A 21,247-nucleotide genomic window follows, 5' to 3' on the forward strand; every position below is an offset into this window, starting at 1 on the left:
TTTCATGAAACTATCGCAAATAGTTTCCAGGGGCTCGGAACTAAACCGGTGAACCGCCACTCAGAGGTACTGAATGGCTGGTGAAGCCTTTCGATGCTCCTATGTTGTGTTAAGTGTTGGCAGATATCTGGACCCCGCCCTAGCGGTCCGGACTTGGACCCCGAACTTCCCCCTCCCCATACGAAGTCCGGGGTTTTTTTTGCCCGGAATTCGGCGTCATGTCTGCCTGGGCTCGTGGGGGCGGGCTTGCCCCGCGACAGGGCCATCGCGGGGCAAGCCCGCTACCACGAAAGCCTCACTCGAGCTCAGACAGCCGGCTTGTCTTCCAGCTCCATCCAGTCCGCCAGCACGCGATAGGCCTCTTCCAGGCCCAGGCGCTTGGGCGCCGAAAACAGCTGGATGGTCGCGGTATCGCCCCAGCCCTTGCGAATTTCCGACTGCACCTTGAGCAAGGTGTTCTTGCCCGCGCCGTGGGTCAGCTTGTCGGCCTTGGTCAGCAGGATGTGCATCGGCATGCCGCTGGCCTTGGCCCAGTCGAGCATCATCTTGTCGAAGTCGGTCATCGGATGGCGGGTGTCCATCATCAGGATGATCCCGCGCAGGCACTCGCGGCTGCCCAGGTAGGCTTCCAGGTGTTTCTGCCAGTGCTGCTTGAGCGGAATCGGCACTTTTGCATAACCGTAGCCCGGCAGGTCGACCAAACGCCGTTCATCGTCCAGACTGAAGAAATTCAGCAGCTGGGTGCGGCCGGGGGTCTTCGAGGTACGCGCCAGGCTGGCGTGGGTCAGGGTGTTGAGGGCGCTGGATTTACCGGCGTTGGAACGGCCGGCGAAAGCCACCTCGTAACCCTGGTCTTCGGGGCATTGTTCGACCTTGGCGGCGCTGAGGGCGAATTTGGCTTTCTGGCAGAGGCCGAGGATGGGGTTCTTGACTTGCATGGGATTTCCGATGTGGGTGTTGCCCAGCGCTGGAGGCGTAGGACCAGGCCTGGCAAGCGGTGTCGTTTCCGTTTGGCTGGCAGAAGTATATAATGCCCCAGTTTTTGTGTGCTCATTCGCCCAGCGAAGGCAATTGAGCATGGGGTGTCGAACAATAGCTCGCGCAACAGAACGCAGCGCGGCCCCCAACCCTGTCAGGTCGTTTCGCATGGCGAAATGGCTGCTTGCTGTCGGTATGTTCCTGCCGTTTTTCAGCGCACAGGCTACACAGGATCCCGAGGCGTTGTACAACCGCACGTGCGCGGCCTGTCACGCCGGACAACTGCCCCAGGCACCCAGAAGCGGTGACCGGGCGGCCTGGGAGCCAAGGCTGGCGCAAGGCATGGCGCAACTGGTGGTGCATGTTACACAGGGTTTCAAGGCTATGCCGCCGCGTGGATTGTGCATGGACTGCAGTGCCGAGGACTACCGTTTGGTCATCCTTTGGATGAGCGGCAGTCCCGATACATAACATTTCACCCTTAGCCGTGTTGGATTAGCTGATGAACAAACTAGTCGTGAGTCTGCTGTTGACCATGGGGGTCGCAGGTGCGGCAACTGCTGCGGGACCCATCAAAGGCGATGCCGCCGCCGGCCAGGCCAAGACAGCTGTCTGTGGGGCCTGTCACAACCCGGACGGCAACAGCCTGGCACCGAATTTCCCGAAGCTCGCCGGCCAAGGTGAGCCCTACCTGAACAAGCAGTTGCACGACATCAAGGACGGCAAGCGTACCGTGCTTGAGATGACCGGCATGCTGGCCAATTTCAACGACCAGGAGCTGGCCGACATCGCCGCTTATTTCGCCAGCCAGAAAGGCAGCGTGGGTGCTGCCGATCCGAAGCTCGTCGAGCGTGGCCGTGCCTTGTTCAACGGCGGCAACCTGGAGAAAGGCATGCCGGCCTGTACCGGTTGCCACTCCCCCAACGGCGCAGGCATCGCCCTGGCGAAGTTCCCGCACCTCAGTGGCCAGCACGCGCAGTACGTCAGCAAGCAGCTGACCGACTTCCGCGAAGGCAACCGCACCAACGACGGCGACGCCATGACCATGCGCACCATCGCCGGCAAGCTCAGCAACAAGGACATTGAAGCGCTGTCCAGCTACATCCAGGGCCTGCACTGAAATACGCGTTAACACTCGGTTAATGCTTCAGCGCTAAAGATGAAAAGGGCAGCCCGCGCTGCCCTTTTTTCTGTCCGTAGCCGTTACACTACAGAACTCGAGCCCTTCCCGACCTGTCCTACACAGGTCGCGTCGAGGCGACCAAAGACTGCTCAGGAGTAAAGCATGCGTAAACTGATTCTCAGCGCTGCGCTGGTCGCCGCCAGCGTATTCGGTATGGCCGCCGTCCAGGCTGCGGAGCCTGTGGCCGGCAAGGAATATATCGAGCTGAGCAACCCCGTGCCGGTGTCGGTGCCAGGCAAGATCGAGGTCGTCGAGCTGTTCTGGTATGGCTGCCCGCACTGCTACCACTTCGAACCGACCATTAACCCTTGGGTCGACAAGCTGCCCAAGGATGTCAATTTCAAGCGTGTGCCGGCCATGTTCGGTGGTCCCTGGGATGCCCACGGCCAGATGTTCCTCACCCTCGAAGCCATGGGTGTTGAGCACAATGTCCACAACGCGGTGTTCGACGCCATCCAGAACAAGCGCATGCGCCTGACCAAGCCTGAAGAAATGGCCGAGTTCCTGGCCACCCAGGGCGTGGACAAGGACAAGTTCCTCGCCACCTTCAACTCCTTCGCCATCAAGGGTCAGGTCAATCAGGCCAAAGAGCTGGCCAAGAAGTACGAAATCACCGGCGTACCGAGCCTGGTGGTCAACGGCAAGTACCGCTTCGACCTGGGTACCGCCGGTGGTCCGGAAGGCGTGCTGAACGTCGCCGACCAGCTGATCGCCAAGGAGCGCGCCGCTAAGTAAGCGGCGAATGCCATGGGCCGCTTTCGCTCAACCCGAAGCGTCGGCCTGCACCAGCCGCAGGTCAACGAACATCACCTGCAGGCCAGCGGCCTGCCGGCCGATGGTCGCCTGCGGCTGCTCAGTTTCAATATCCAGGTCGGTATCAGTACCGAGCGCTATCGCCACTACGTGACCCGCAGTTGGCAGCACTTGCTGCCGCACAACGGGCGAGCCGGCAACCTGCAGAAGATCGGCGACCTGCTCAACGACTTCGACCTGGTGGCCTTGCAGGAAGCCGACGGCGGCAGCCTGCGCTCCGGCTTCGTCAACCAGGTGGAGCACCTTGCCCAGCTGGGGGCCTTCCCCTACTGGTACCAGCAGCTCAATCGCAACCTGGGGCGTTTTGCCCAGCACAGCAACGGTGTGCTCAGCCGCCTCAAACCCCAGCACCTGGAAGACCATCCCCTGCCCGGCCCCTCTGGGCGAGGGGCGATCCTCGTGCGTTTCGGCGAAGGTGCCGACGCTTTGATCGTGGTGATGATGCACCTGGCGCTCGGCTCCAAGACGCGCGCACGGCAGCTGGCCTATATCCGCGAGCTGATCGGTGGCTATCGCCACCAGATCCTCATGGGTGACATGAACACCCACGCCAACGACCTGCTTGACCATTCGCCCTTGCGGGATCTCGGGCTTGTCGCGCCCCAGGTCGAGGCCACTTTTCCCAGCTGGCGTCCCCAGCGCTGCCTTGACCACATCCTGCTCAGCCCGAGCCTGACACTGGAGCGTGTCGAGGTATTGGCACAGCCAATTTCCGATCACCTTCCCGTCGCCGTCGAGATCCGATTGCCTGATGCCCTGACTGTGGATACGCTGCCGGTCCTGAGTTAGTCCTGCCTGGGCGAATCCTGCACTCAAGTGTTGGGCTTTTCCGCCGAAATCCAGTGATTGCAGGACTAGATGCCACTACCCGTTGCGGATCCAGGCATGACCGAAGAAGCCGAGCGCTGGAAAGAAAAATACCTCAAGAGCATCGAGCAGCAGGAAAAGCTCGAGCGGCGCTGGGAAGCCCGCCTCGACCTGCTGCGTCGTGGCCTGGTGCGCAGCACCCTGGCGGCGGAAGGTAGCGACAAGATCGTGGACCAGTGCATGAAGGAAATGCGCGAGGTCATCCGCAGCGACAATATGGACGCCGGCCTCGCCGGGCTGATTCCGCGCCTGGAAAAAGCCGTGCTCGATTCCGAGCAGCGCCGCGAAACTCGCATGAACCAGGTTAGCGAGGCGCTGACCGCGCTGGTTACCCAGTTGCAGACCTTGCCCCTGCCGGGCGATGTGGCACGTCCTTTGAAAAAGCTGGCGAAGAAGCTCGACGGTGGCGTCAGCCAGTCCCGCGAGCTACCACCCTTGCTGGGCGAGCTCAGTGGTTTGCAGGGGCGCGCCCTGGATGCTATGCAAAAGCCCGATGATGAAGCTCGCCCCGGGTTCCTGCAGCGCCTGTTTGGTGGCCGTGACGAGCCCCAAGGGGAATTGGCGACCGCACCTGTTGCCATCGAGGCGACGTCGCCCGCACCCCAGCCAGCCGCTGCAGCCCCGGTCATCGCACCTGAGCCACAGCCCAGGGATGCCGACGAACTGCACGCCCTGGCACCTGCCCCTCAGGCCTTGCCCGAAGCGGCACAGGCAGTGGATGAAACGGTGCCCGTCGAGCTGCCTGAAGCGGAAATCGAATTACCCGGCCCGGCGCTGGTTGAAACCACGCCGTTGGTCGTTGCCGATCCGCGTCCCGAAGCCGAGCCATCGGTGGCCGCGGTTGCCGAACCTGTACCCGAGCCTTTGACTGTCATCGAGTCGGAGCAAGCCGCAACGGATGAGCCGGACACAGTGGCGGAGCTGGTCACCGTCGATGATGGCCCCTATGCCCTGCCCGATGCGGTCGAGCCGCCCTACAGCCAGGTTGCCGCCCATATCGAGCAGACGCTGATCGGCCTGCTCGACGACCTGAGCCTGCCCGAGCGCCACAAGGCCCAGGCCCTGGAGATGCGCGAGCGGGTTTCGCGGGGGCTGAACTGGTACGAGCTGATCCCGGTACTGGATGACCTGGCCGTGCTCATGCTGGCAATCACCGACAGCGGCCAGCATGAGTTTGAGGCTTACCTGCAGCAGCTCAACGAGCGCCTGGAAACCTTCCAGAGCCACCTGCACGAAGCCAGCACCGGCCATGCCGACAACAGCTCCGCCGCCCGAGAGCTCGACAGCCAGCTGCGCGAGCAGGTCGATGGCCTGCAGAGCAGTGTACAGGGCGCTGCCGATGTCGACAGCCTCAAGCATATCCTGGAGAACCGCCTCGAAGGCCTGCTGGTGACCATGGATGATCACCAGCACGAGCGCGACCGCCGTGAGCATGAGCTGGCCAGCCGCCTGCAAGGCCTGGCCGAGCGCGTGGCGAGCATGGAGCAGGAGGCCCTGGGCTATCGCGAGCATCTCGAGGAGCAACGCCAGAAGGCCATGATCGATCCGCTCACCGGCCTGCCTAACCGGGCGGCCTGGAGCGAACAGGTCGAGCGCGAGGTGCTCGACTGGCAGGAAAACGGCGGCCACCTGGCGATGGCTATCCTCGACCTCGATCACTTCAAGCGCATCAATGATGGCTATGGCCACCTGGCGGGCGACAAAGTGCTGAAGATCGTCGCCGACCAACTGCGTAAGCGTATGCGTGGCCGCGACTTCATTGCCCGCTTCGGCGGTGAGGAATTCGTCCTGCTGTTGCCGCAAACCTCACCACCCGCTGCGCTGCAGGTTGCCGAAGCACTGCGTGCGGCAATCGAAGCCTGCCCGTTCCACTTCAAGGGCGAGCGGGTGGTGATCACTACCTCCATTGGTTTCAGCGCCTTCCGCCCCGGCGAGCGCGGCGACCAGGTGCTAAAGCGCGCGGACGAAGCCTTGTACCGGGCCAAGGACAAAGGGCGCAATCGCATTGAGCAGGCATAAATATATGCCGCATGACGGCCCCTGGTCTGACTAACACTGCTGGTCGAGGGCCTGGCATGCCAGCCCTGCGCCCTCGACCTAATTCAGTCTGGCAGTGGAGCAGTTATGACCGTCAATCGCTTATTCCTAGTGCTGATGTTGGCATTCGGGATTCAGGGCGCGGCGTACGCCAATCAGGCCATTTTTACCGCACACATCAGTGATGACGGCACGATCCTGAACCAATCCCCCCAATGGATCACACAAGTCGAGCGGCGGGTTCAGACCGATTACCTGACCGAGTACACCATAAGCCTCAAGAAGAAGGTGACCCAAGGTGACCCTGGTTATTGCGCCATGTCGCCCATTGATAACAGTCAATATGAACGCGTTATCTATGGTCAAGGTAAGGTGATTGGCAAGCCACGGGCAGACAAGGTGATCGTGGCCACCCAACTGGTCGACGTTAACGGGCCATCCGGTGATAACTCGCTGGCGTTCCAGTTGCTGTGCGTGCGCTGAACGCCACTGAGTCATCAGGAGCACGTTATACTGTAGCGCTGTTGTCACCTACTCAATGACGTGCTCCCCGCAATGAAAAGACTTTTCACCGCCCTGCTCCTGTTGGCCCTGGCAGGCTGTTCCAGTGGCCTGCGTATCGACCGCAACCACCCCTCGGCCAATCAGGACAGCCGCATCCAGTTCGTCGTCGTGCACTACACCAACGCGTCGCTGGAGCGCTCCCTCGCCCTGCTGACCCACGGCGAGGTCAGCAGCCATTACCTTATCGGCGACGGCCCGGCCACTGTCTACCAGCTGGTGGACGAGAACCGCCGCGCCTGGCACGCCGGGGATAGCCAGTGGCAGGGGCGCACCTGGCTCAATTCCAGCTCCATCGGTATCGAGATCGTCAACGAGGGCTACACGGACACGCCGACCGGGCGTGTCTGGCACCCTTACAGCGAAGCCCAGGTGCAAGCGCTGATCGCCCTGCTCCAGGATATCGTCAAGCGCAACAATATCGACCCGCGCCACATCATCGGCCATAGCGACATCGCCCCGCTGCGCAAGCTCGATCCGGGCCCGCTGTTCCCCTGGAAGCGTCTGGCCGAGGCCGGCCTGGGGGTCTGGCCGGACGCGCCTTCTGTAGCGCGGCAGCAGGCCTATTTCGAGGTCAATCCGCCGACCATCAGCTGGTATCAGCAACAACTGGCGCGTTTTGGCTACGCCATCGACCAGACCGGTGAACTGGACGTGGCCACCCGGCATGTGATCGCGGCCTTCCAGATGCGTTTCCGCCCGCGGCTATTCGATGGCACGCCGGATGCGCAGACCGCCGCGATGTTGCAGGTGCTTAACCGCAACCGCTGACCCGAACTTTTCGGATGCTTGGCGCGCAAGCGGGCCAATTCACATGCCCAGCGGCTGCGCCAAGCTTTGATTCAGTTGCTATACCTTTGGTATTCAACTGGATGCCACGCATGCTTGCCCTTTTCACTTCGGTGCGTCAATTTTTCCACCGTCCCTGGCTGTTGGCCGCGCTCGCGGCGCTTGCCAGCGCCGGGCTCTTGCTTGCGATCAGCGTCAACGTTGCCCTGCAACAGATGAAACAAAGTGAAAGCGCGCAGATGAATGCCCAGGGCGAGCGTTTCCTCGAGCGCCTGGAGCAGGTGTTCGGCCAATTGCGCGAGGCTGTGGACCAGCTTCAGGCGCAGCCCCTGCGCGGCTGTGATGCGCTGATGCTGACGCAACTGCAACAGGTGGCGCTGAAGTCGCGGTTCATCTATGAAGCGTCCTATGTGGAGGGTACGCGGGCCTGTTCCAACCGCGGCGACGAGCGGATCATCGAGCCCTTGCGCAGCCCGGACATCCAAGGGCCGACCTACAGCTACTGGCTCAATACCACTACTGAACCCAACGAGAATCTCGCGGCCCTGATGTTGGGCCGTGGCCGCTTCGTCGTCTCCACCTCCCGTGGCCACCTCACCGACGTCGTCGACCTGCCGCCCGGTGGCAGCCTGCTGGTAGTGCTGGATCGGGGTACCCGGGCCATCCCCGTGCTGGGCCCGACGCAACCCTGGCCACCGACCAGCGAATGGCCGCCCGCGCAGGGCAAGTCGTTGATCGAGCTGCCCGACCGCCTGGTCTACCGCATGTCCACCAAATCCCCGGACTACCAGTTGGTGCTGATCGCGCCGAGGGCAAGCCTGCCATTGAAGCTCAATGGCCTGCTCTGGTTGCTGTTCCCTGGAAGCCTGGTATTGGCCGGCTGCATCGGTTGGCTGGTGCTGCAACTGATCCTGCAACGCCGCTCGATGAGTTCGGAGCTGCAGCATGCGCTGCGCCGTGGCGAGCTACAGGTGCTGTACCAGCCGATCTTCGAACTGGACAGCCGCCGCTGTGTCGGTGCCGAGGCCCTGGTGCGCTGGCGCCGCCCGGACGGCAGCCTGACCAGTCCGGAGCTGTTCATCCCCCTGGCGGAGAACACCGGCCAGATTCGACAGATCACCGACTTTGTCCTGCAAAGGGTGCTCGAACAGCTGGGGCAGTTGCTGCGGGCCAACCGCCAGCTCTATATCTCGGTCAACCTGGCGGCCTGCGACGTCATGGCACCGCGTATAGGCCGGGTGGCGGCGCGGTTGCTGGCGCACCATCGCGTCGCCCCCAGCCAGATCGCTTTCGAGGTGACCGAGCGTGGCCTGATCGATGTGGTGGTGGCGCGGGACAACCTGCAGGCCCTGCGCGCCGTCGGGCACCAGGTGCTGATCGATGACTTCGGTACTGGCTATTGCAGCCTCGCCTACCTGCAGACCCTGCCGGTGGACTGCCTGAAGATCGACAAGTCGTTCATCGATGCCCTGGGCCATGACGCCGCCAGCAGTGGCGTGGCGCCGCACATCATCCGCATGGCCCACGACCTGCACCTGCGGGTGATCGCCGAAGGCATCGAGTGCGAGGACCAGGCGGTGCTGCTCAACAGCGAGGGGGTCAACTACGGGCAGGGCTGGTTGTTCGCCCATCCGCTGAATGCCCGTCAGTTTGCCGAGCTGATTACCCGCGGGCGGCGGGTGGCGGGGCGGCGGATCGATGATGAGCCTTGAGGCTGGGCGCCCTGGAGGGACAGGTCATACCGGCAGTGCCATGTAGAACTGCGTCCCCTGCCCCGGCCGTGAGAACACGCCCATCCGCCCGCCATGCAACTGCACGATTTCCTTGCACAGCGCCAGACCCAGCCCGGCCCCGCCCTTCTTGCGCCCGACCTGCACGAAAGGCTCGAAGATCCGCCCCTGCTGGCCATAGGCGATGCCCTCACCGTTGTCTTCGACGCTTATGATCACTCGCTCGGCATGCCGCCTTGCATGCAGGCGGATACGCCCGCCGGAGCCGGTGTGGCGAATGGCGTTGTGCAGCAGGTTGTCCAGCACGCGGTCGAGCTGGGCGACATCGGCCTGGATGCGTGGCAGCGGTGGCTCCAGCTCGCGGATGATCTCGATCTGCTTGTCAGAGGCTTGTTCGACGAAACGCGCCTGGGCGCGCTCGAACAGTTCCTCCAATGAACAGGGGGCCAGCTCCAGCTTCTGCAAGCCGCTTTGATAGCGGGAAAAGTTGAGCAGGTCGTTGATCAATTGGGTGAGGCGCTGCATTTCCTCGGCAATGGTTTCGAGCAGATCGTTCTCCCGCGCTTCGGGCGGGAAGCTGACACGTTCGCGCAACAGCCCGAACGCCATGTGCATGCCCGTGACGGGAGTGCGCAGCTCGTGGGAAGCACGCAGTACGAACTCGCTGCGTACCCGTTCGAAGGCGCGTTGTTCGGTGACATCGTGCAACACCATCACCGCGCCTAGAATAGGTCCTTCGGGGTGGCTGACCGGCGTCAGGCTATAGGTCAGCAGCCTGGTCTCTTCATCCACCTCAAGGCTCAGGTCTTCCGGCAGTCGGTCCAGGCTGCCACCGCGCAGCACCTGGCGCAGTTGTTGTTCCAGCTCGGGGCGTTGCAGGGCTTCGGCCAGGCTTACGCCCAGGCGGCTCGGGTCCCAGCCGAGCTGGCGCTGGGCCACCGGGTTGAGGTGCTCCAGGCGTCCTTGGCGGTCGATGATCAGTAGGCCGTCGTCGATGCTGTCCAGTACCGCTTGCAGGCGCTGCTGGCCAGCCTGCAGCTCATCGACATTGGTGGCCTGGTGCTTGCGCAGGGCGTCGGCCATCAGGCCGAAGCGGCGGGTCAGCAGGTTGAGCTCGGTGGCCTGCGTCACGGGCAGGGTGACGTCGAAGTTGCCCTGGCCGACCTGGTCGGCGGCCTTGGCCAGCGCCTCGATCGGCTGGCCAAAGCGGCGCGCGATGTTGTGCGCGGTGATGAAGCCGAGGACCAGTACGACAAGGCCCATCAGGCCGAGCAGGCCACTGATGAGCAAGGCGTGGTCGCGTGATGCCGCCTCGCTGCGGGTAATGTGCTCCAGGGCCTGGCGGTGCGAGTCGAGCAAGTCGGTGCGCACCTGGTTGAAGGCGGCGCCGAGGGGCTGGTCCACACCCATGCTGCGAGCGGGCGCCGGACTCTGCCGATAGGCCTGGACGAACGCCTGGTAGTTGCTGGCGGCCTTGCTGAAACCGGTACGCTCGCCGCCTTGTTCCAGCCCCTGCTTGAGCAGTGTCTGGAACTGATCCTGCAGGGTGACGAGGGTGCTTGGGGCGGTGTCCTCGTCGAGGATGAGGTTGAGCTGCTCGCCCAGGTTCTGGCGCAGCTTCAGGGCCAGCTCCAGGGTCTGGGTGGTGTCCTGCACCACGCGCTGCTGCAGCGCTGCCATCTGCAGCACACTGAACAACCCCAGCAGTAAGCCCAGCAGGGCCACGGTGACCAGCGCCGAGATGCTCAGGAACAGCCGCGTGCGCAGCTTCATCGGCCATTTCATAGGTTGTACTGCTTGCGCTTGCGGTACAGGGTGGAGGCATCGATACCCAGGGTCTTGGCGGCCTGGTCGAGGGTGTCGCTGGTGGCCAGCACCGCGCCGATATGGGCGCGTTCCAGCTCGTCCAGGCTCAACGCCGCACCGACCCGCGGCGCGTTGCCGGCGGGTTGCTCAGCCATGCCCAGGTGGCTGATCTCCACACGTTCCTGTGGGCAGATGATGCTGGCGCGCTCGATCACGTTGCGCAGTTCGCGGATGTTGCCCGGCCAGCGGTAGTTGAGCAGGGCGGCGCGCGCTTCGTCGCTGAAGCCACGGGCCGGGCGGGAATACTCCTTGACGAAGCGCGCCAGGAAACGGTCGGCCAGGGTCAGGATGTCTTCACTGCGCTCGCGCAGGGGAGGCAGGTGCAAGGTGATCACGTTCAACCGGTACAACAAGTCCTCGCGGAAACGGTTCTCGCGCACCATCTCGTCGAGGTTGAGGTTGGTGGCCGCGAGGATCCGCACATCTGCCCGTCGCGTGACCGGGTCACCGACCCGCTCGTATTCTTTGTCCTGAATAAAGCGCAGCAACTTTGGTTGCAATGTGAGGGGAAAATCTCCGATCTCGTCAAGGAACAGTGTGCCGCCATCGGCCTGGCTGACCCGCCCCAGGGTACTTTCGCTGGCGCCGGTGAAGGCGCCACGGGTGTGTCCGAACAGCTCGCTTTCCATCAGCTCGGCGTTCAACGACGGGCAGTTGATGGTCACGCAGGCCTTGCGTGCGCGCTTACTCCAGCCATGGATGGCGCGGGCCAGTTCGCCCTTGCCGGTACCGGACTCACCGAGGATGAGAATGTTGGCATCGGTGGTCGCCACCTGGCGGGCGGTTTCCAGCACCGCCATCATCGCGGGGCTGTGGGAGTCCAGGCCGTCCTTGGGCTTGCGTACTTCACCCTCGAGGGCCTCCAGGCGCGCCGACAGCTGGCGTACTTCCAACTGCTTGGCCGTGGCCAGGCGCAGTTGGTCGGGGCTGCAGGGCTTGACCAGATAATCGGCGGCACCGGCCTGGATGGCGTCCACCGCGGTATCGATGGCCGAGTGGGCGGTGACGATGACCACCCGCATCCATGGCGCCTGGATGCGCATTTGCGCCAATACGTCCAGGCCGTTGTCCTCGCCCAGGCGCAGGTCGAGGAAACACAGGTCGAACACCTGGCGCTGCAGCAGCGTCTCAGCCTGGGCGGCGCTGTTGGCGGTCGCCACGCTGTAGCCCTCGTCCTCGAGGCAGTAGCGGAAGGTACGCAGGATGGCGGACTCGTCGTCCACCAGCAGAATGCGGCCTTGGTTGTCCTGGGCTGATTCCATTTCCTGCGCTCCTTTGGGATTGATCTCAATTAGTGTCGGAAAAATCGGGCAAGTTGCATGGTCGATTCTGATTGATTCTGTTCCATGCATGCTAGCCGCATGCCTTCATGATGGCTAAGTGGTTGATAAATCGAAAGTTGATTGTGGGTAAACAGCTGGCATGTCGGTTGCGATAGTCCAAGGTTGAGTGATGCGAAAGGAGGTTTTGTGATGTGTATCTACCCTCGAATGGCCGTGCTAGCGGCTTGTGTGTTGTCGATCGTCGCCCAGGCCCACGCCGACCCGGTGCAGGAAGCGCGACTTGAAGGTGCCCTGCAGACGGCGCTGTCCCTTAACACCATGCTCAATGCCTTCCCTATAAAGGTAGAAGTCGATGGCCGGCGGGCTCGGCTTTCGGGCGAAGTGGAAAACCCGGTGGAACGCATGCTGGCCGAACAGGTGGCCCTGGCCACACGCGGGATCGAACAGGTGGACAACCAGTTGCGGATCGACCCGGGGCTGGTGGACAAGCCCTTGGAACTGCGTGCCTACGCCCAGCGTCTGGAGGACGCTACCCTCGGTGCGGTGGTGCGCGCACGGCTGCTGTGGAGCCGGATTACCGAGAAGGCCCCTATCGAGGTGGAAAGCCGTGAAGGCGTGGTGACCCTGCGCGGCAAGGTGGACAGCCCCGAGGCCAAGGAACTTGCCGGGGTTCTGGCGCGTACCACCGATGGGGTGCACCTGGTCAACAACCTGGTCAGCCTGGACAGCACGGCCCTGGCCAAGGCCAGGGAAAAACCTGTCGATGCCCCAACCGGTCCGCAGCCCAGCGACAGCTGGATCGTCGACAAGATACAGGCCAGCTACCGCTTCAGCCGCAACCTGGACGGGCTGAACATCAAGGTAGCCAGTGAAGACGGACTGGTCAGGTTATCGGGCGAGGTGGTCAGCAGCGAGCAGAAGGCCATTGCCGTGGACGTCGCGAGGCAGATCGTCGGGGTGCGCGGAGTAGACGCCGATCTGTTGAAGATCGCCACCAAGGTAGAGGGCTGATCGTGCAAATCGCACGAGCCCTTGTAGGGCCATCGTGCAGGATACGTCCTTCGCTATTATGCGTATATTCAGTAACTAATTGATTTAAAAGGATTTATCTAGAGTACTACGGCTGGCATGCAGGCTGCACTGATCTTCCCAAGAACGGATAACAAGTACTGCAGGAGGAGCCGGCATGAATCGCCCCAACGTCAACCGCACGCAGAGCGCTGTAGTACCCCTGCAGCAGCTGCTGTTCCTCGGCATGGCCCTGCTGCTGACCTTGGCGGTCGGCCTGTTCCATCACAGCTGGCAGACCGCCCGGCTGGCCGAGCAAGTGGCGGCGCAGACTGCGCTGTTGACGCAGCTGCGGGCAACGCCCCACGCCAGCACCTTGGTCAAGGCCACCCAGCCACTGCCCAGCGCCGATACTGCCCCTGCCGTTCTCGACCGCGTCGAGCCTCAGGAACGTTGGGTGTTCTGATACTTCTGACCGATTTCGTACAAGAAAAGGAGAAACATCATGCTGAGTTGGGCTATCACCTTCCTGATCATCGCCATTATTGCCGCAGTCCTGGGCTTTGGTGGTATCGCCGGTGCTGCGACTGGTATCGCGAAGATCCTGTTCATCGTCTTCCTGGTGCTGTTCGTAGCCTCCTTCTTCTTCGGCCGCGGTAGAGGTTGACGATCATGAGCAGGATGCTCCCGAAAGCCTTGGCCGTCGCACTGCTGCTAGGCAGTGGTGCGTCGGCGCTGGCCGCTAATGACGGCCAGGTCCGGGTCAACCAGTTGCTTGGCTCGGACCCCGAATACCAGAAGACCTGGCAGAACACGATAAAGAAAGAAGAGCGCTTGCCCGAATGGGTGATCAACCTCAGCGGCAGCTCGGCGCAGCAGATGTCGGCGGTGACCGAGGACGGCGACCAGTATCTGGTTGGTCCGCTCTGCGAATCCGAGGGCAATTGCACCTACAAGCGCCTGGTCGTTGCCTTCAGCTGGGACAAGGACGAAGCCTACGGCATGCTTGTGGAAGTGCCAGAGGGCTTGCCAGCGGACAAGTCGCCGACCCGCCATGCGGACTACCGCTGGTTGGGCAAGCCGGACGAAGGCATGAAAGCTTTGCTGCAGGAGCAGCTCAAGCGTGACCCGAACTGGTACTGACCAGCGGTCGCGCACTGTAACGCTATAGAAGCTGAACCTTTTTATCTTTCAGGCTTCTATGATGCGCCGCCCCGAGGAGGGACGGCGCATGACCAGGGGGCCGGGCCGTTCTGACTGTTGCAGGGTCGGAGTGGCCTAGGGGTACAGGGAGTGCCTCCATCATGGGCCGGGTCAGGAGAGGGTGGCATCGGAAGTTGCAGGTCGATCGGGTCTGCATAGCAGGACGTGACCGATCTGGCTTCCGAAGCGCCTGTAGGAATTTATCTATCCATACGAGCGACTTTTTAGTTCAGACACATTTTGTCGCTACCGTATATCGAAATTTTTTTAGTTGTCCGACAGGTCAGCCTGTGTGGCATTTCAGCCATTCGGATTGTCGAACACGCCATCAAACCCCCATCTTCCATACCTGCAAATCTGCCGAAAAATGGCGCATTGGCCTTGTTCGGAAATCCGAACGTTGAAAATCAAGGCTTTGGCGATGCTCGATTTCGGCTTCTGGTCTCATGCCGATTCGGTATGGGGTAGTCGTTTCCGGCATTAGACTGCCCCTGCCCACGTCGCAATAGTTGCCGCCTTTTTCCTTGGCCCGAGCGCCAGAAATACTCGCTCGCGGTGTCCTTACAGAGGGGCCCGGAACGGAACATGCAGCCCACCAGAAGCTTTCAAGCGCTCTGGAACGCGACTTTCCGTCAGGTGCCCGTGACCACTACAACAAAGGGTAATGACATGAAGAAGGCAAAACTGAGCCTCGCCTGGCAGATCGTCATCGGTCTGTTGCTGGGCGTTGCAGTCGGCGCGCTACTGAATCATTTCAGTGCAGAAAAGGCATGGTGGATCAGCAACGTCCTCCAGCCGGCCGGCGATATCTTCATTCGCCTGATCAAGATGATCGTCGTCCCGATCGTGATTTCGTCGCTGATCGTGGGCATCGCCGGGGTAGGCGACGCGAAGAAACTGGGCAGTATCGGCCTGAAGACCATCATCTACTTCGAGGTGGTGACCACCATCGCCATCGTCGTCGGCCTGGTCCTGGCCAACGTGTTCCACCCAGGCGCCGGCATCGACATGAGCACCCTGGGCACCGTCGACATCTCCAAGTACCAGGCCACCGCGGCCGAGGTGCAGCATGAGCACGCGTTCATCGAGACCCTGCTCAACCTGATCCCGTCGAATATCTTCGCGGCGCTGATGCGTGGCGAGATGCTGCCGATCATCTTCTTCTCGGTGATGTTCGGCATGGGCTTGTCGAGCCTGAACGCCGATCTGCGCGAGCCGCTGGTGCGTACCTTCCAGGGCGTGTCGGAGACCATGTTCAAGGTCACCCACATGATCATGAACTACGCGCCGATCGGTGTGTTCGCCCTGATCGCCGTGACTGTCGCCAACTTCGGCTTCAGCTCGCTGCTGCCGCTGGCCAAGCTGGTGCTGCTGGTGTACTTCGCCATCGCCTTCTTCGCCTTCATGGTGCTGGGCCTGGTAGCTCGCCTGTTCGGCTTCTCGGTGATCAAGATCATGCGCATCATGAAAGATGAGCTGATCCTCGCCTACTCCACCTCCAGCTCCGAGACCGTGCTGCCGCGCGTGATCGAGAAGATGGAGAAGTACGGTGCGCCGAAGTCGATCTGCTCGTTCGTGGTCCCGACCGGCTACTCGTTCAACCTCGACGGTTCGACCCTGTACCAGAGCATCGCGGCGATCTTCATCGCCCAGCTGTACGGCATCGACCTGTCCTGGAGCCAGCAGCTGCTGCTGGTGCTGACCCTGATGGTCACCTCCAAGGGTATCGCCGGCGTGCCGGGCGTATCGTTCGTGGTGCTGCTGGCCACCCTGGGCAGCGTGGGCATCCCGCTGGAAGGCCTGGCCTTCATTGCCGGTGTCGACCGAATCATGGACATGGCCCGTACCGCGCTGAACGTGGTCGGCAACGCCCTGGCCGCAGTGGTCATCGCCAAGTGGCAGGGTATGTACGACGCCGAGAAAGGCGAGGCGTACTACAAGTCGCTGGTGCTGGAAAAAGGCAAGAAAGAGGCCGTGGTGGCGGGCAAGACCGTCAACCAGTAAGCCGCTGAGCTGAACGAAGAGCCCCGACAAAGTCGGGGCTTTTTGCTGTCTGAAAGTTGACCGCGGCCGTGTTACCCACACTGGCCCCATCGCCGGCAAGCCGGCTCCCACACGGGTATCGCAAATCCCTGTGGGAGCCGGCTTGCCGGCGATGGGGTGCGAAGCGCCCCCAACAGCGCGTACGTTGATTGCGCTATCATTCGGGCATTTTTCACGGGGGAACACACGGATGCTCAACGGCCTCTGGCTCGGCTTTTTCCTGATTGCGGCCATCAGCGCCCTGGGCCAATGGCTGGTGGGCGGCAATGCCGGCATCTTCGCCGCTATGGTCGAGAGCATCTTCGCCATGGCCAAGCTCTCGGTAGAGGTGATGGTCCTGCTGTTCGGCACCCTGACCCTGTGGCTGGGTTTTCTCAAGATCGCCGAGAAGGCCGGTATCGTCGAATGGCTGGCCAAGGTCCTCGGGCCGCTGTTCGCCCGGCTGATGCCGGAGGTGCCGCCGGGTCACCCTGCCTTGGGCCTGATCACCATGAACTTCGCCGCCAACGGCCTGGGCTTGGACAACGCCGCCACGCCCATCGGCCTGAAAGCCATGCGTTCGCTGCAGGAGCTCAACCCCAGCAGCACCACGGCGAGCAACGCGCAGATCCTGTTCCTGGTACTCAATGCCTCGTCACTGACCCTGCTGCCGGTGACCATCTTCATGTACCGCGCCCAGCAAGGCGCGCCTGACCCGACCATGGTGTTCCTGCCGATCCTGCTGGCCACCAGTTGCTCGACCCTGGTCGGCCTGCTGTCGGTGGCGGTGATGCAGCGCCTGCGCCTGTGGGACCCGGTGGTGCTTGCCTACCTGATCCCCGGCGCGCTGTTGCTGGGTGGCTTCATGGCCTTCCTTGGCACGTTGTCAGCGGCCGCGCTGGCCAGCCTGTCCTCGATCCTGGGCAACCTGACGCTGTTCGGCGTGATCATCCTGTTCCTGGTGATCGGCGCGTTGCGCCGGGTGCAGGTGTACGAGGCTTTTGTCGAGGGTGCCAAGGAGGGTTTCGACGTGGCCAAGGGGCTGTTGCCCTACCTGGTGGCGATGCTGGTGGCCGTGGGCGTGCTGCGCGCTTCGGGCGCCCTGGAGCTGGCCCTGGACGGCATTCGCCACGCGGTGACCTGGATGGGCCTGGATACGCGCTTCGTCGAGGGCCTGCCCACGGCGCTGGTCAAGCCGTTCTCCGGCAGTGCGGCGCGGGCGATGCTGATCGAGACCATGCAGACCCAGGGCGTGGACAGCTTCCCGGCGCTGGTGGCGGCGACCGTCCAGGGCAGCACCGAAACCACCTTCTACGTGCTGGCGGTGTACTTTGGCGCGGTGGGTATCCAGCGCGTGCGCCACGCGGTGGGTTGCGCGCTGCTGGCCGAGTTGTCCGGGGTGATCGCGGCGATCTTCGTCTGCTACTGGTTCTTCGCCTGAGCCTGGCTGACAGTCCAGTCGATCACCTGGCGCGCCAGCTGGTCGCTGGCTGTACCGAAGCCGGCGACCACTGCCGGCACTTGCTGGCTGCCTAGCGGCTGGCGTACCTCGAAGCGTTTACTGGCGAGAATGCGCTGGCTGCGGCCCTGCACCAGCCGTGCATCGTAGCGGATCACCACCTCCACTGCCCCGCCCGGGCGGTACTCGCTCTGGAACGCTTGCAGTTCGCCACCCAGCTCGTAGTCCGCCTGCAGGTTGCTGTCGTCGGCACTCAGGCGCTGCACTCGGCCATCGCGCTGGAAGCCGTCGAGCAGGCGATTGCGCACCAGCATCGGCGTCGGATCGCTCCAGCGGGCGCCCTTGTAGCTGCTGATCACATCCCCCTGGGGAATGACCGCGATACGCGGCCCGGCCAGGGCTTCGCTGGCCAGTGGCTTGTTCAGGCGCAGCGACCAGTCCAGCGGCGCGGCACTGCGGGCGGTCTGGCTCACCGGCAGACGATAGATATCCACAGGCTCGGACTGCGGCAGGATCGAGCAGGCCGTAGCCAGGCTCAGGGTGGAAACGAGTGCGGCCAGGCGCAGCGACAGCTTCATGGCTGGAACTCCTTGTTGTTGTCGCGGCCCAGCAGGTAGCCGCTGGGGTCGGCTTCCAGGCGCCGGGAGATGCCCTTGAGCGAGTTGAGGGTCTCGCGCAGTTCGCGGATTGCCGGGGCGATCTGGTTCAGGCCCTGGGCGCCGTCGTCCAGGGACTGGCGGTTGTCCTGCAGCAGGCTGTTGATGGTCGCCGTGCTTTCGGCCAGCGACTGCATGGCCTGCTCGGCGCTGCCGATGGCCTGCTTGCCCTGGGTGCCGAGCAGGCCATTGGCGTTGCGCATCAGGGCCTGGGTCTCGGCCAGGGTGGCATTGGCCTGCTTGCCGACCTGAGCCAGCTGTTCGATGGCCTCGGAAATCCCGCCCTTCTGGTTGGCGAAGGCGCCGGTGGTCTGCTCGAGGTTGGCCAAGGTATTGCTGAGGCGCTCGATGTTGCTCGAGGAGAACATCTGGTTGGCGTTGTGCAGCAGCAGGTTGATGTTGGTCACCAGGTCGCTGCTGTCGTTGAGCAGGCGCGAGATTGGCGATGGCGAGGCGACGATCACCGGCAGCTTGCCGTCCTTGCCCTTGAGTTCCGGGCTTTGCGGCGTGCCGCCGCTGAGCTGGATGAACGAGTTGCCGGTCACCCCCGCCAGGGTCAGCTTGGCCTGGGTGTCCTCCTTGACCGGCGTGTCGCCGCTGAGGCGCACGCGAGCCAGGACCCGGCGCGGGTCCTTCGGGTCCAGGCGCAGGCTGCTGACATCACCGACCTTGATGCCGTTGTACTGCACCGGGCTGCCGCGGGACAGGCCCGAGACCGCCTCGTTGAACACCACTTCGTAGTCCTTGAAAGCGTCGTCGACACTGGACTTGGTCAGCCACAGGCCGAACAGCATGGCGCCCGCCACCACCAGCACGGTGACCAGGCCGATCAGGACATGATGAGCTCGGGTTTCCATCGTTCAGCGCTCCTGGCGGGCGCGCAGGGCGGCGTTTTCGGCCGCCCGGCCACGCGGGCCGTGAAAGTATTCGTGAATCCAGGGATCAATGGTCTGCTCGACCTCGGCCAGGGGCCCGGCTACCAGCACCTTCTTCTGCGACAGCACCGCCACCCGGTCGGTAATGGTGTAGAGCGTGTCCAGGTCGTGGGTGATGAGGAACACCGACAAGCCCAGGGCGTCGCGCAGGGTGAGGATCAACTGGTCGAAGGCGGCGGCGCCGATCGGGTCGAGGCCGGCGGTGGGCTCGTCGAGGAACAGGATGTCCGGGTCCAGGGCCAGGGCGCGTGCCAGGGCGGCGCGCTTGATCATGCCGCCGGACAGCGAGGCCGGGTACTTGTCGGCGGCGCTGATCGGTAGCCCGGCCAACGCCAGCTTGACCCCGGCCAGGTGCTCTGCGTCGGCCCGCGACAGCCCGGCATGCTCGATCAGCGGCAGGGCGACGTTCTCGGTAACGGTCAGCGATGAAAACAGCGCGCCCTTCTGGAACAGCACGCCGAAGCGGCGTTCGACCAGCGAGCGCTGGTTTTCGTCGAGCGTGGCCAGGTCCTGGCCGAACACCTTGACCGTGCCTTCATTGGGCCGGCGCAGGCCGACGATGCTGCGCAGCAGCACCGACTTGCCGCTGCCCGAACCGCCGACCACGGCGAGGATCTCACCGCGGTACAGGTCCAGGTCGAGGTTCTCGTGCACGCTCTGGCTGCCGAAGCGGTTGCACAGGCCCCGGGCTTCGATCACCGCTTCAGTCACCAGCCCATCTCCATGAAGAACAGCGCGGCCACCGCGTCCAGCACGATGACCACGAAGATCGATTGCACCACGGCGGAGGTGGTGTGGGCGCCCACCGACTCGGCGCTGCCGCTGACCTTGAAGCCCTCCAGGCAGCCGATGGCGGCGATCAGGAAGGCAAAGAATGGCGCCTTTGCCATGCCCACGAGGAAATGCTGCACGCCGATGTCGCTCTGCAGCAGCGAGAGGAACATGGCAGGCGAGATGTCCAGGGTCAGGGCGCAGACCACCGCGCCACCGATCATGCCGCAGAGCATCGCGACGAAGGTCAGCAATGGCAATGCGATCAACAGTGCAAGCACCCGGGGCACAACCAGCAGCTCGATGGGGTTCAGGCCCAGGGTGCGGATGGCGTCGATCTCTTCGTTGGCCTTCATCGAGCCGATCTGCGCGGTGAACGCGCTGGCGGTGCGCCCGGCCATGAGGATGGCGGTCAGTAACACGGCGAACTCGCGCAGGAAGGAGAACGCCACCAGGTCGACGGTGAAGATCGTTGCGCCGAAGTCGGCCAGTACCGTAGCGCCAAGGAAGGCCACCACAGCGCCAACCAGAAAGGTCAGCAAGGCGACGATGGGCGCGGCGTCCAGGCCGGTCTGCTCGAGGTGCGCGACCACCGGGGTGACCCGCCAGTGATGCGGCTGGAACAGGCGCAGGAACAAGGTCTGCAGGATCAGGCCGATGAAACCCAGCACCTGGGTGGTGTCCTGCCACAGCTGGTCGACGGCGCGGCCGATGCGCGCCAGCAGGAGCAGCAGCACTGGCTGCTCCGGTTCCTTGACCGGGATGCAGTAGTCTTGCACCGAGCAATAGACGTTCTTCAGCAAGGCCCGGCTGGCGTCGGGGAGTTCGTCGCTGCAGCGCGACAGGCGTTCGGAGCCCAGCAGTTCGGCCAGCAGCGAGGCACCGGCGGTGTCCAGGCGGCCCAGCTGGCTGAGGTCGACCTGGGTGTCATCGCCGTACTGGCTGCCCAGGCGCTCGCATTCGCGCTTGAGCTCGGCGTAGTGGGCCAGGGTCCAGTCGCCGACGATGCGCAGGCGGGTGGGCTGCTGCTCGGTGTCCAGGGTAGCGCTCGGGGCGGTCATAGGCTCCATGCATCTGACTGGTGAA

General features: G+C 63.3%; 21 protein-coding genes. 14 read left to right on the plus strand and 7 right to left on the minus strand.

The genetic code is table 11. The features are described from left to right. Nucleotides 1–305 precede the first annotated feature (305 nt). Nucleotides 306–938, minus strand: coding sequence for a ribosome biogenesis GTP-binding protein YihA/YsxC (gene yihA / locus DFS21_RS05030; protein WP_023629403.1), 633 nt, complete (start codon nucleotides 936–938; stop codon nucleotides 306–308). 208 nt (nucleotides 939–1,146) lie between these two features. Here yihA and DFS21_RS05035 point away from each other — a divergent pair, with 208 nt between their 5' ends. The 8 genes from DFS21_RS05035 (at nucleotide 1,147) to DFS21_RS05070 (ending at nucleotide 8,940) form a co-directional block, all read left to right on the plus strand. Next, on the plus strand, nucleotides 1,147–1,449 hold the full coding sequence (locus DFS21_RS05035; RefSeq protein WP_031314666.1) for a cytochrome c5 family protein: 303 nt from the start codon (nucleotides 1,147–1,149) through the stop codon (nucleotides 1,447–1,449). A gap of 31 nt (nucleotides 1,450–1,480) precedes the next feature. Beyond that, nucleotides 1,481–2,098 (plus strand): cytochrome c, encoded by a 618-nt coding sequence (locus DFS21_RS05040; protein ID WP_110696975.1) that lies wholly within the window; start codon nucleotides 1,481–1,483, stop codon nucleotides 2,096–2,098. Between the two features lie 165 nt (nucleotides 2,099–2,263). Then, nucleotides 2,264–2,896, plus strand: coding sequence for a thiol:disulfide interchange protein DsbA (dsbA, locus tag DFS21_RS05045; RefSeq protein WP_110696977.1), 633 nt, complete (start codon nucleotides 2,264–2,266; stop codon nucleotides 2,894–2,896). Between the two features lie 12 nt (nucleotides 2,897–2,908). After that, entirely contained in the window at nucleotides 2,909–3,763 is an 855-nt protein-coding gene (locus DFS21_RS05050; RefSeq protein WP_046853623.1) for an endonuclease/exonuclease/phosphatase family protein, read from the plus strand. Nucleotides 3,764–3,859: 96 nt separating this feature from the next. Next, on the plus strand, nucleotides 3,860–5,860 hold the full coding sequence (locus tag DFS21_RS05055) for a diguanylate cyclase (RefSeq protein WP_110696979.1): 2,001 nt from the start codon (nucleotides 3,860–3,862) through the stop codon (nucleotides 5,858–5,860). A 105-nt stretch (nucleotides 5,861–5,965) separates the two neighbouring features. Next, nucleotides 5,966–6,361 (plus strand): hypothetical protein, encoded by a 396-nt coding sequence (locus DFS21_RS05060; RefSeq protein WP_110696980.1) that lies wholly within the window; start codon nucleotides 5,966–5,968, stop codon nucleotides 6,359–6,361. Between the two features lie 72 nt (nucleotides 6,362–6,433). After that, a complete protein-coding gene (locus DFS21_RS05065; protein WP_214500761.1) occupies nucleotides 6,434–7,210 on the plus strand; it encodes an N-acetylmuramoyl-L-alanine amidase in 777 nt (258 codons plus the stop codon). A gap of 110 nt (nucleotides 7,211–7,320) precedes the next feature. Next, nucleotides 7,321–8,940 (plus strand): EAL domain-containing protein, encoded by a 1,620-nt coding sequence (locus DFS21_RS05070; RefSeq protein ID WP_371926770.1) that lies wholly within the window; start codon nucleotides 7,321–7,323, stop codon nucleotides 8,938–8,940. A gap of 24 nt (nucleotides 8,941–8,964) precedes the next feature. Here DFS21_RS05070 and DFS21_RS05075 read toward each other — a convergent pair whose 3' ends face one another. Together DFS21_RS05075 and algB are read right to left on the minus strand one after the other, a co-directional pair. Further along, the gene (locus DFS21_RS05075) at nucleotides 8,965–10,743 is read right to left on the minus strand and encodes a KinB sensor domain-containing domain (protein ID WP_110696985.1); all 1,779 of its coding nucleotides are present in this window, start codon (nucleotides 10,741–10,743) and stop codon (nucleotides 8,965–8,967) included. Next, nucleotides 10,740–12,086, minus strand: a complete 1,347-nt coding sequence (gene algB, locus DFS21_RS05080) for a sigma-54-dependent response regulator transcription factor AlgB (protein ID WP_046853630.1) — start codon at nucleotides 12,084–12,086, stop codon at nucleotides 10,740–10,742. The genes DFS21_RS05075 and algB overlap by 4 nt, the downstream gene beginning before the upstream one ends. Before the next feature lie 210 nt (nucleotides 12,087–12,296). On the opposite strand from algB, the gene DFS21_RS05085 reads away from it, so the two are divergent. The 6 genes from DFS21_RS05085 (at nucleotide 12,297) to DFS21_RS05110 (ending at nucleotide 17,781) form a co-directional block, all read left to right on the plus strand. Further along, nucleotides 12,297–13,118 (plus strand): BON domain-containing protein, encoded by an 822-nt coding sequence (locus DFS21_RS05085; RefSeq protein WP_111531941.1) that lies wholly within the window; start codon nucleotides 12,297–12,299, stop codon nucleotides 13,116–13,118. A 175-nt stretch (nucleotides 13,119–13,293) separates the two neighbouring features. Further along, nucleotides 13,294–13,581: a hypothetical protein gene (locus DFS21_RS05090; RefSeq protein WP_102683024.1), complete on the plus strand. Its 288-nt coding sequence runs from the start codon at nucleotides 13,294–13,296 to the stop codon at nucleotides 13,579–13,581. 39 nt (nucleotides 13,582–13,620) lie between these two features. Then, a complete protein-coding gene (locus DFS21_RS05095) occupies nucleotides 13,621–13,782 on the plus strand; it encodes a DUF1328 domain-containing protein (RefSeq protein WP_008092060.1) in 162 nt (53 codons plus the stop codon). Nucleotides 13,783–13,787: 5 nt separating this feature from the next. Beyond that, entirely contained in the window at nucleotides 13,788–14,258 is a 471-nt protein-coding gene (locus DFS21_RS05100) for an inhibitor of vertebrate lysozyme family protein (RefSeq protein ID WP_102683025.1), read from the plus strand. A gap of 729 nt (nucleotides 14,259–14,987) precedes the next feature. Further along, complete coding sequence (gltP, locus tag DFS21_RS05105; RefSeq protein WP_023629390.1) at nucleotides 14,988–16,322, plus strand: glutamate/aspartate:proton symporter GltP; 1,335 nt, start codon at nucleotides 14,988–14,990, stop codon at nucleotides 16,320–16,322. 229 nt (nucleotides 16,323–16,551) lie between these two features. After that, nucleotides 16,552–17,781: a nucleoside recognition domain-containing protein gene (locus DFS21_RS05110; protein ID WP_110696991.1), complete on the plus strand. Its 1,230-nt coding sequence runs from the start codon at nucleotides 16,552–16,554 to the stop codon at nucleotides 17,779–17,781. Here the strand turns inward: DFS21_RS05110 and DFS21_RS05115 are convergent. Genes DFS21_RS05115 through DFS21_RS05130 form a run of 4 tightly spaced genes read right to left on the minus strand, consistent with a single transcriptional unit; the run spans nucleotide 17,763 to nucleotide 21,231 of the window. Continuing rightward, nucleotides 17,763–18,377, minus strand: a complete 615-nt coding sequence (locus DFS21_RS05115) for an ABC-type transport auxiliary lipoprotein family protein (protein WP_102683026.1) — start codon at nucleotides 18,375–18,377, stop codon at nucleotides 17,763–17,765. The two genes, DFS21_RS05110 and DFS21_RS05115, sit on opposite strands and share 19 nt — an antisense overlap. Then, the gene (locus DFS21_RS05120; RefSeq protein WP_046853636.1) at nucleotides 18,374–19,312 is read right to left on the minus strand and encodes an MlaD family protein; all 939 of its coding nucleotides are present in this window, start codon (nucleotides 19,310–19,312) and stop codon (nucleotides 18,374–18,376) included. The genes DFS21_RS05115 and DFS21_RS05120 overlap by 4 nt, the downstream gene beginning before the upstream one ends. 3 nt (nucleotides 19,313–19,315) lie before the next feature. Then, nucleotides 19,316–20,101: an ABC transporter ATP-binding protein gene (locus tag DFS21_RS05125; protein WP_110696993.1), complete on the minus strand. Its 786-nt coding sequence runs from the start codon at nucleotides 20,099–20,101 to the stop codon at nucleotides 19,316–19,318. Continuing rightward, on the minus strand, nucleotides 20,098–21,231 hold the full coding sequence (locus DFS21_RS05130; RefSeq protein ID WP_110696995.1) for an ABC transporter permease: 1,134 nt from the start codon (nucleotides 21,229–21,231) through the stop codon (nucleotides 20,098–20,100). The genes DFS21_RS05125 and DFS21_RS05130 overlap by 4 nt, the downstream gene beginning before the upstream one ends. Nucleotides 21,232–21,247: the final 16 nt, after the last annotated feature.

This window comes from Pseudomonas sp. 2848 (assembly GCF_003253945.1).
GTDB lineage: Bacteria > Pseudomonadota > Gammaproteobacteria > Pseudomonadales > Pseudomonadaceae > Aquipseudomonas.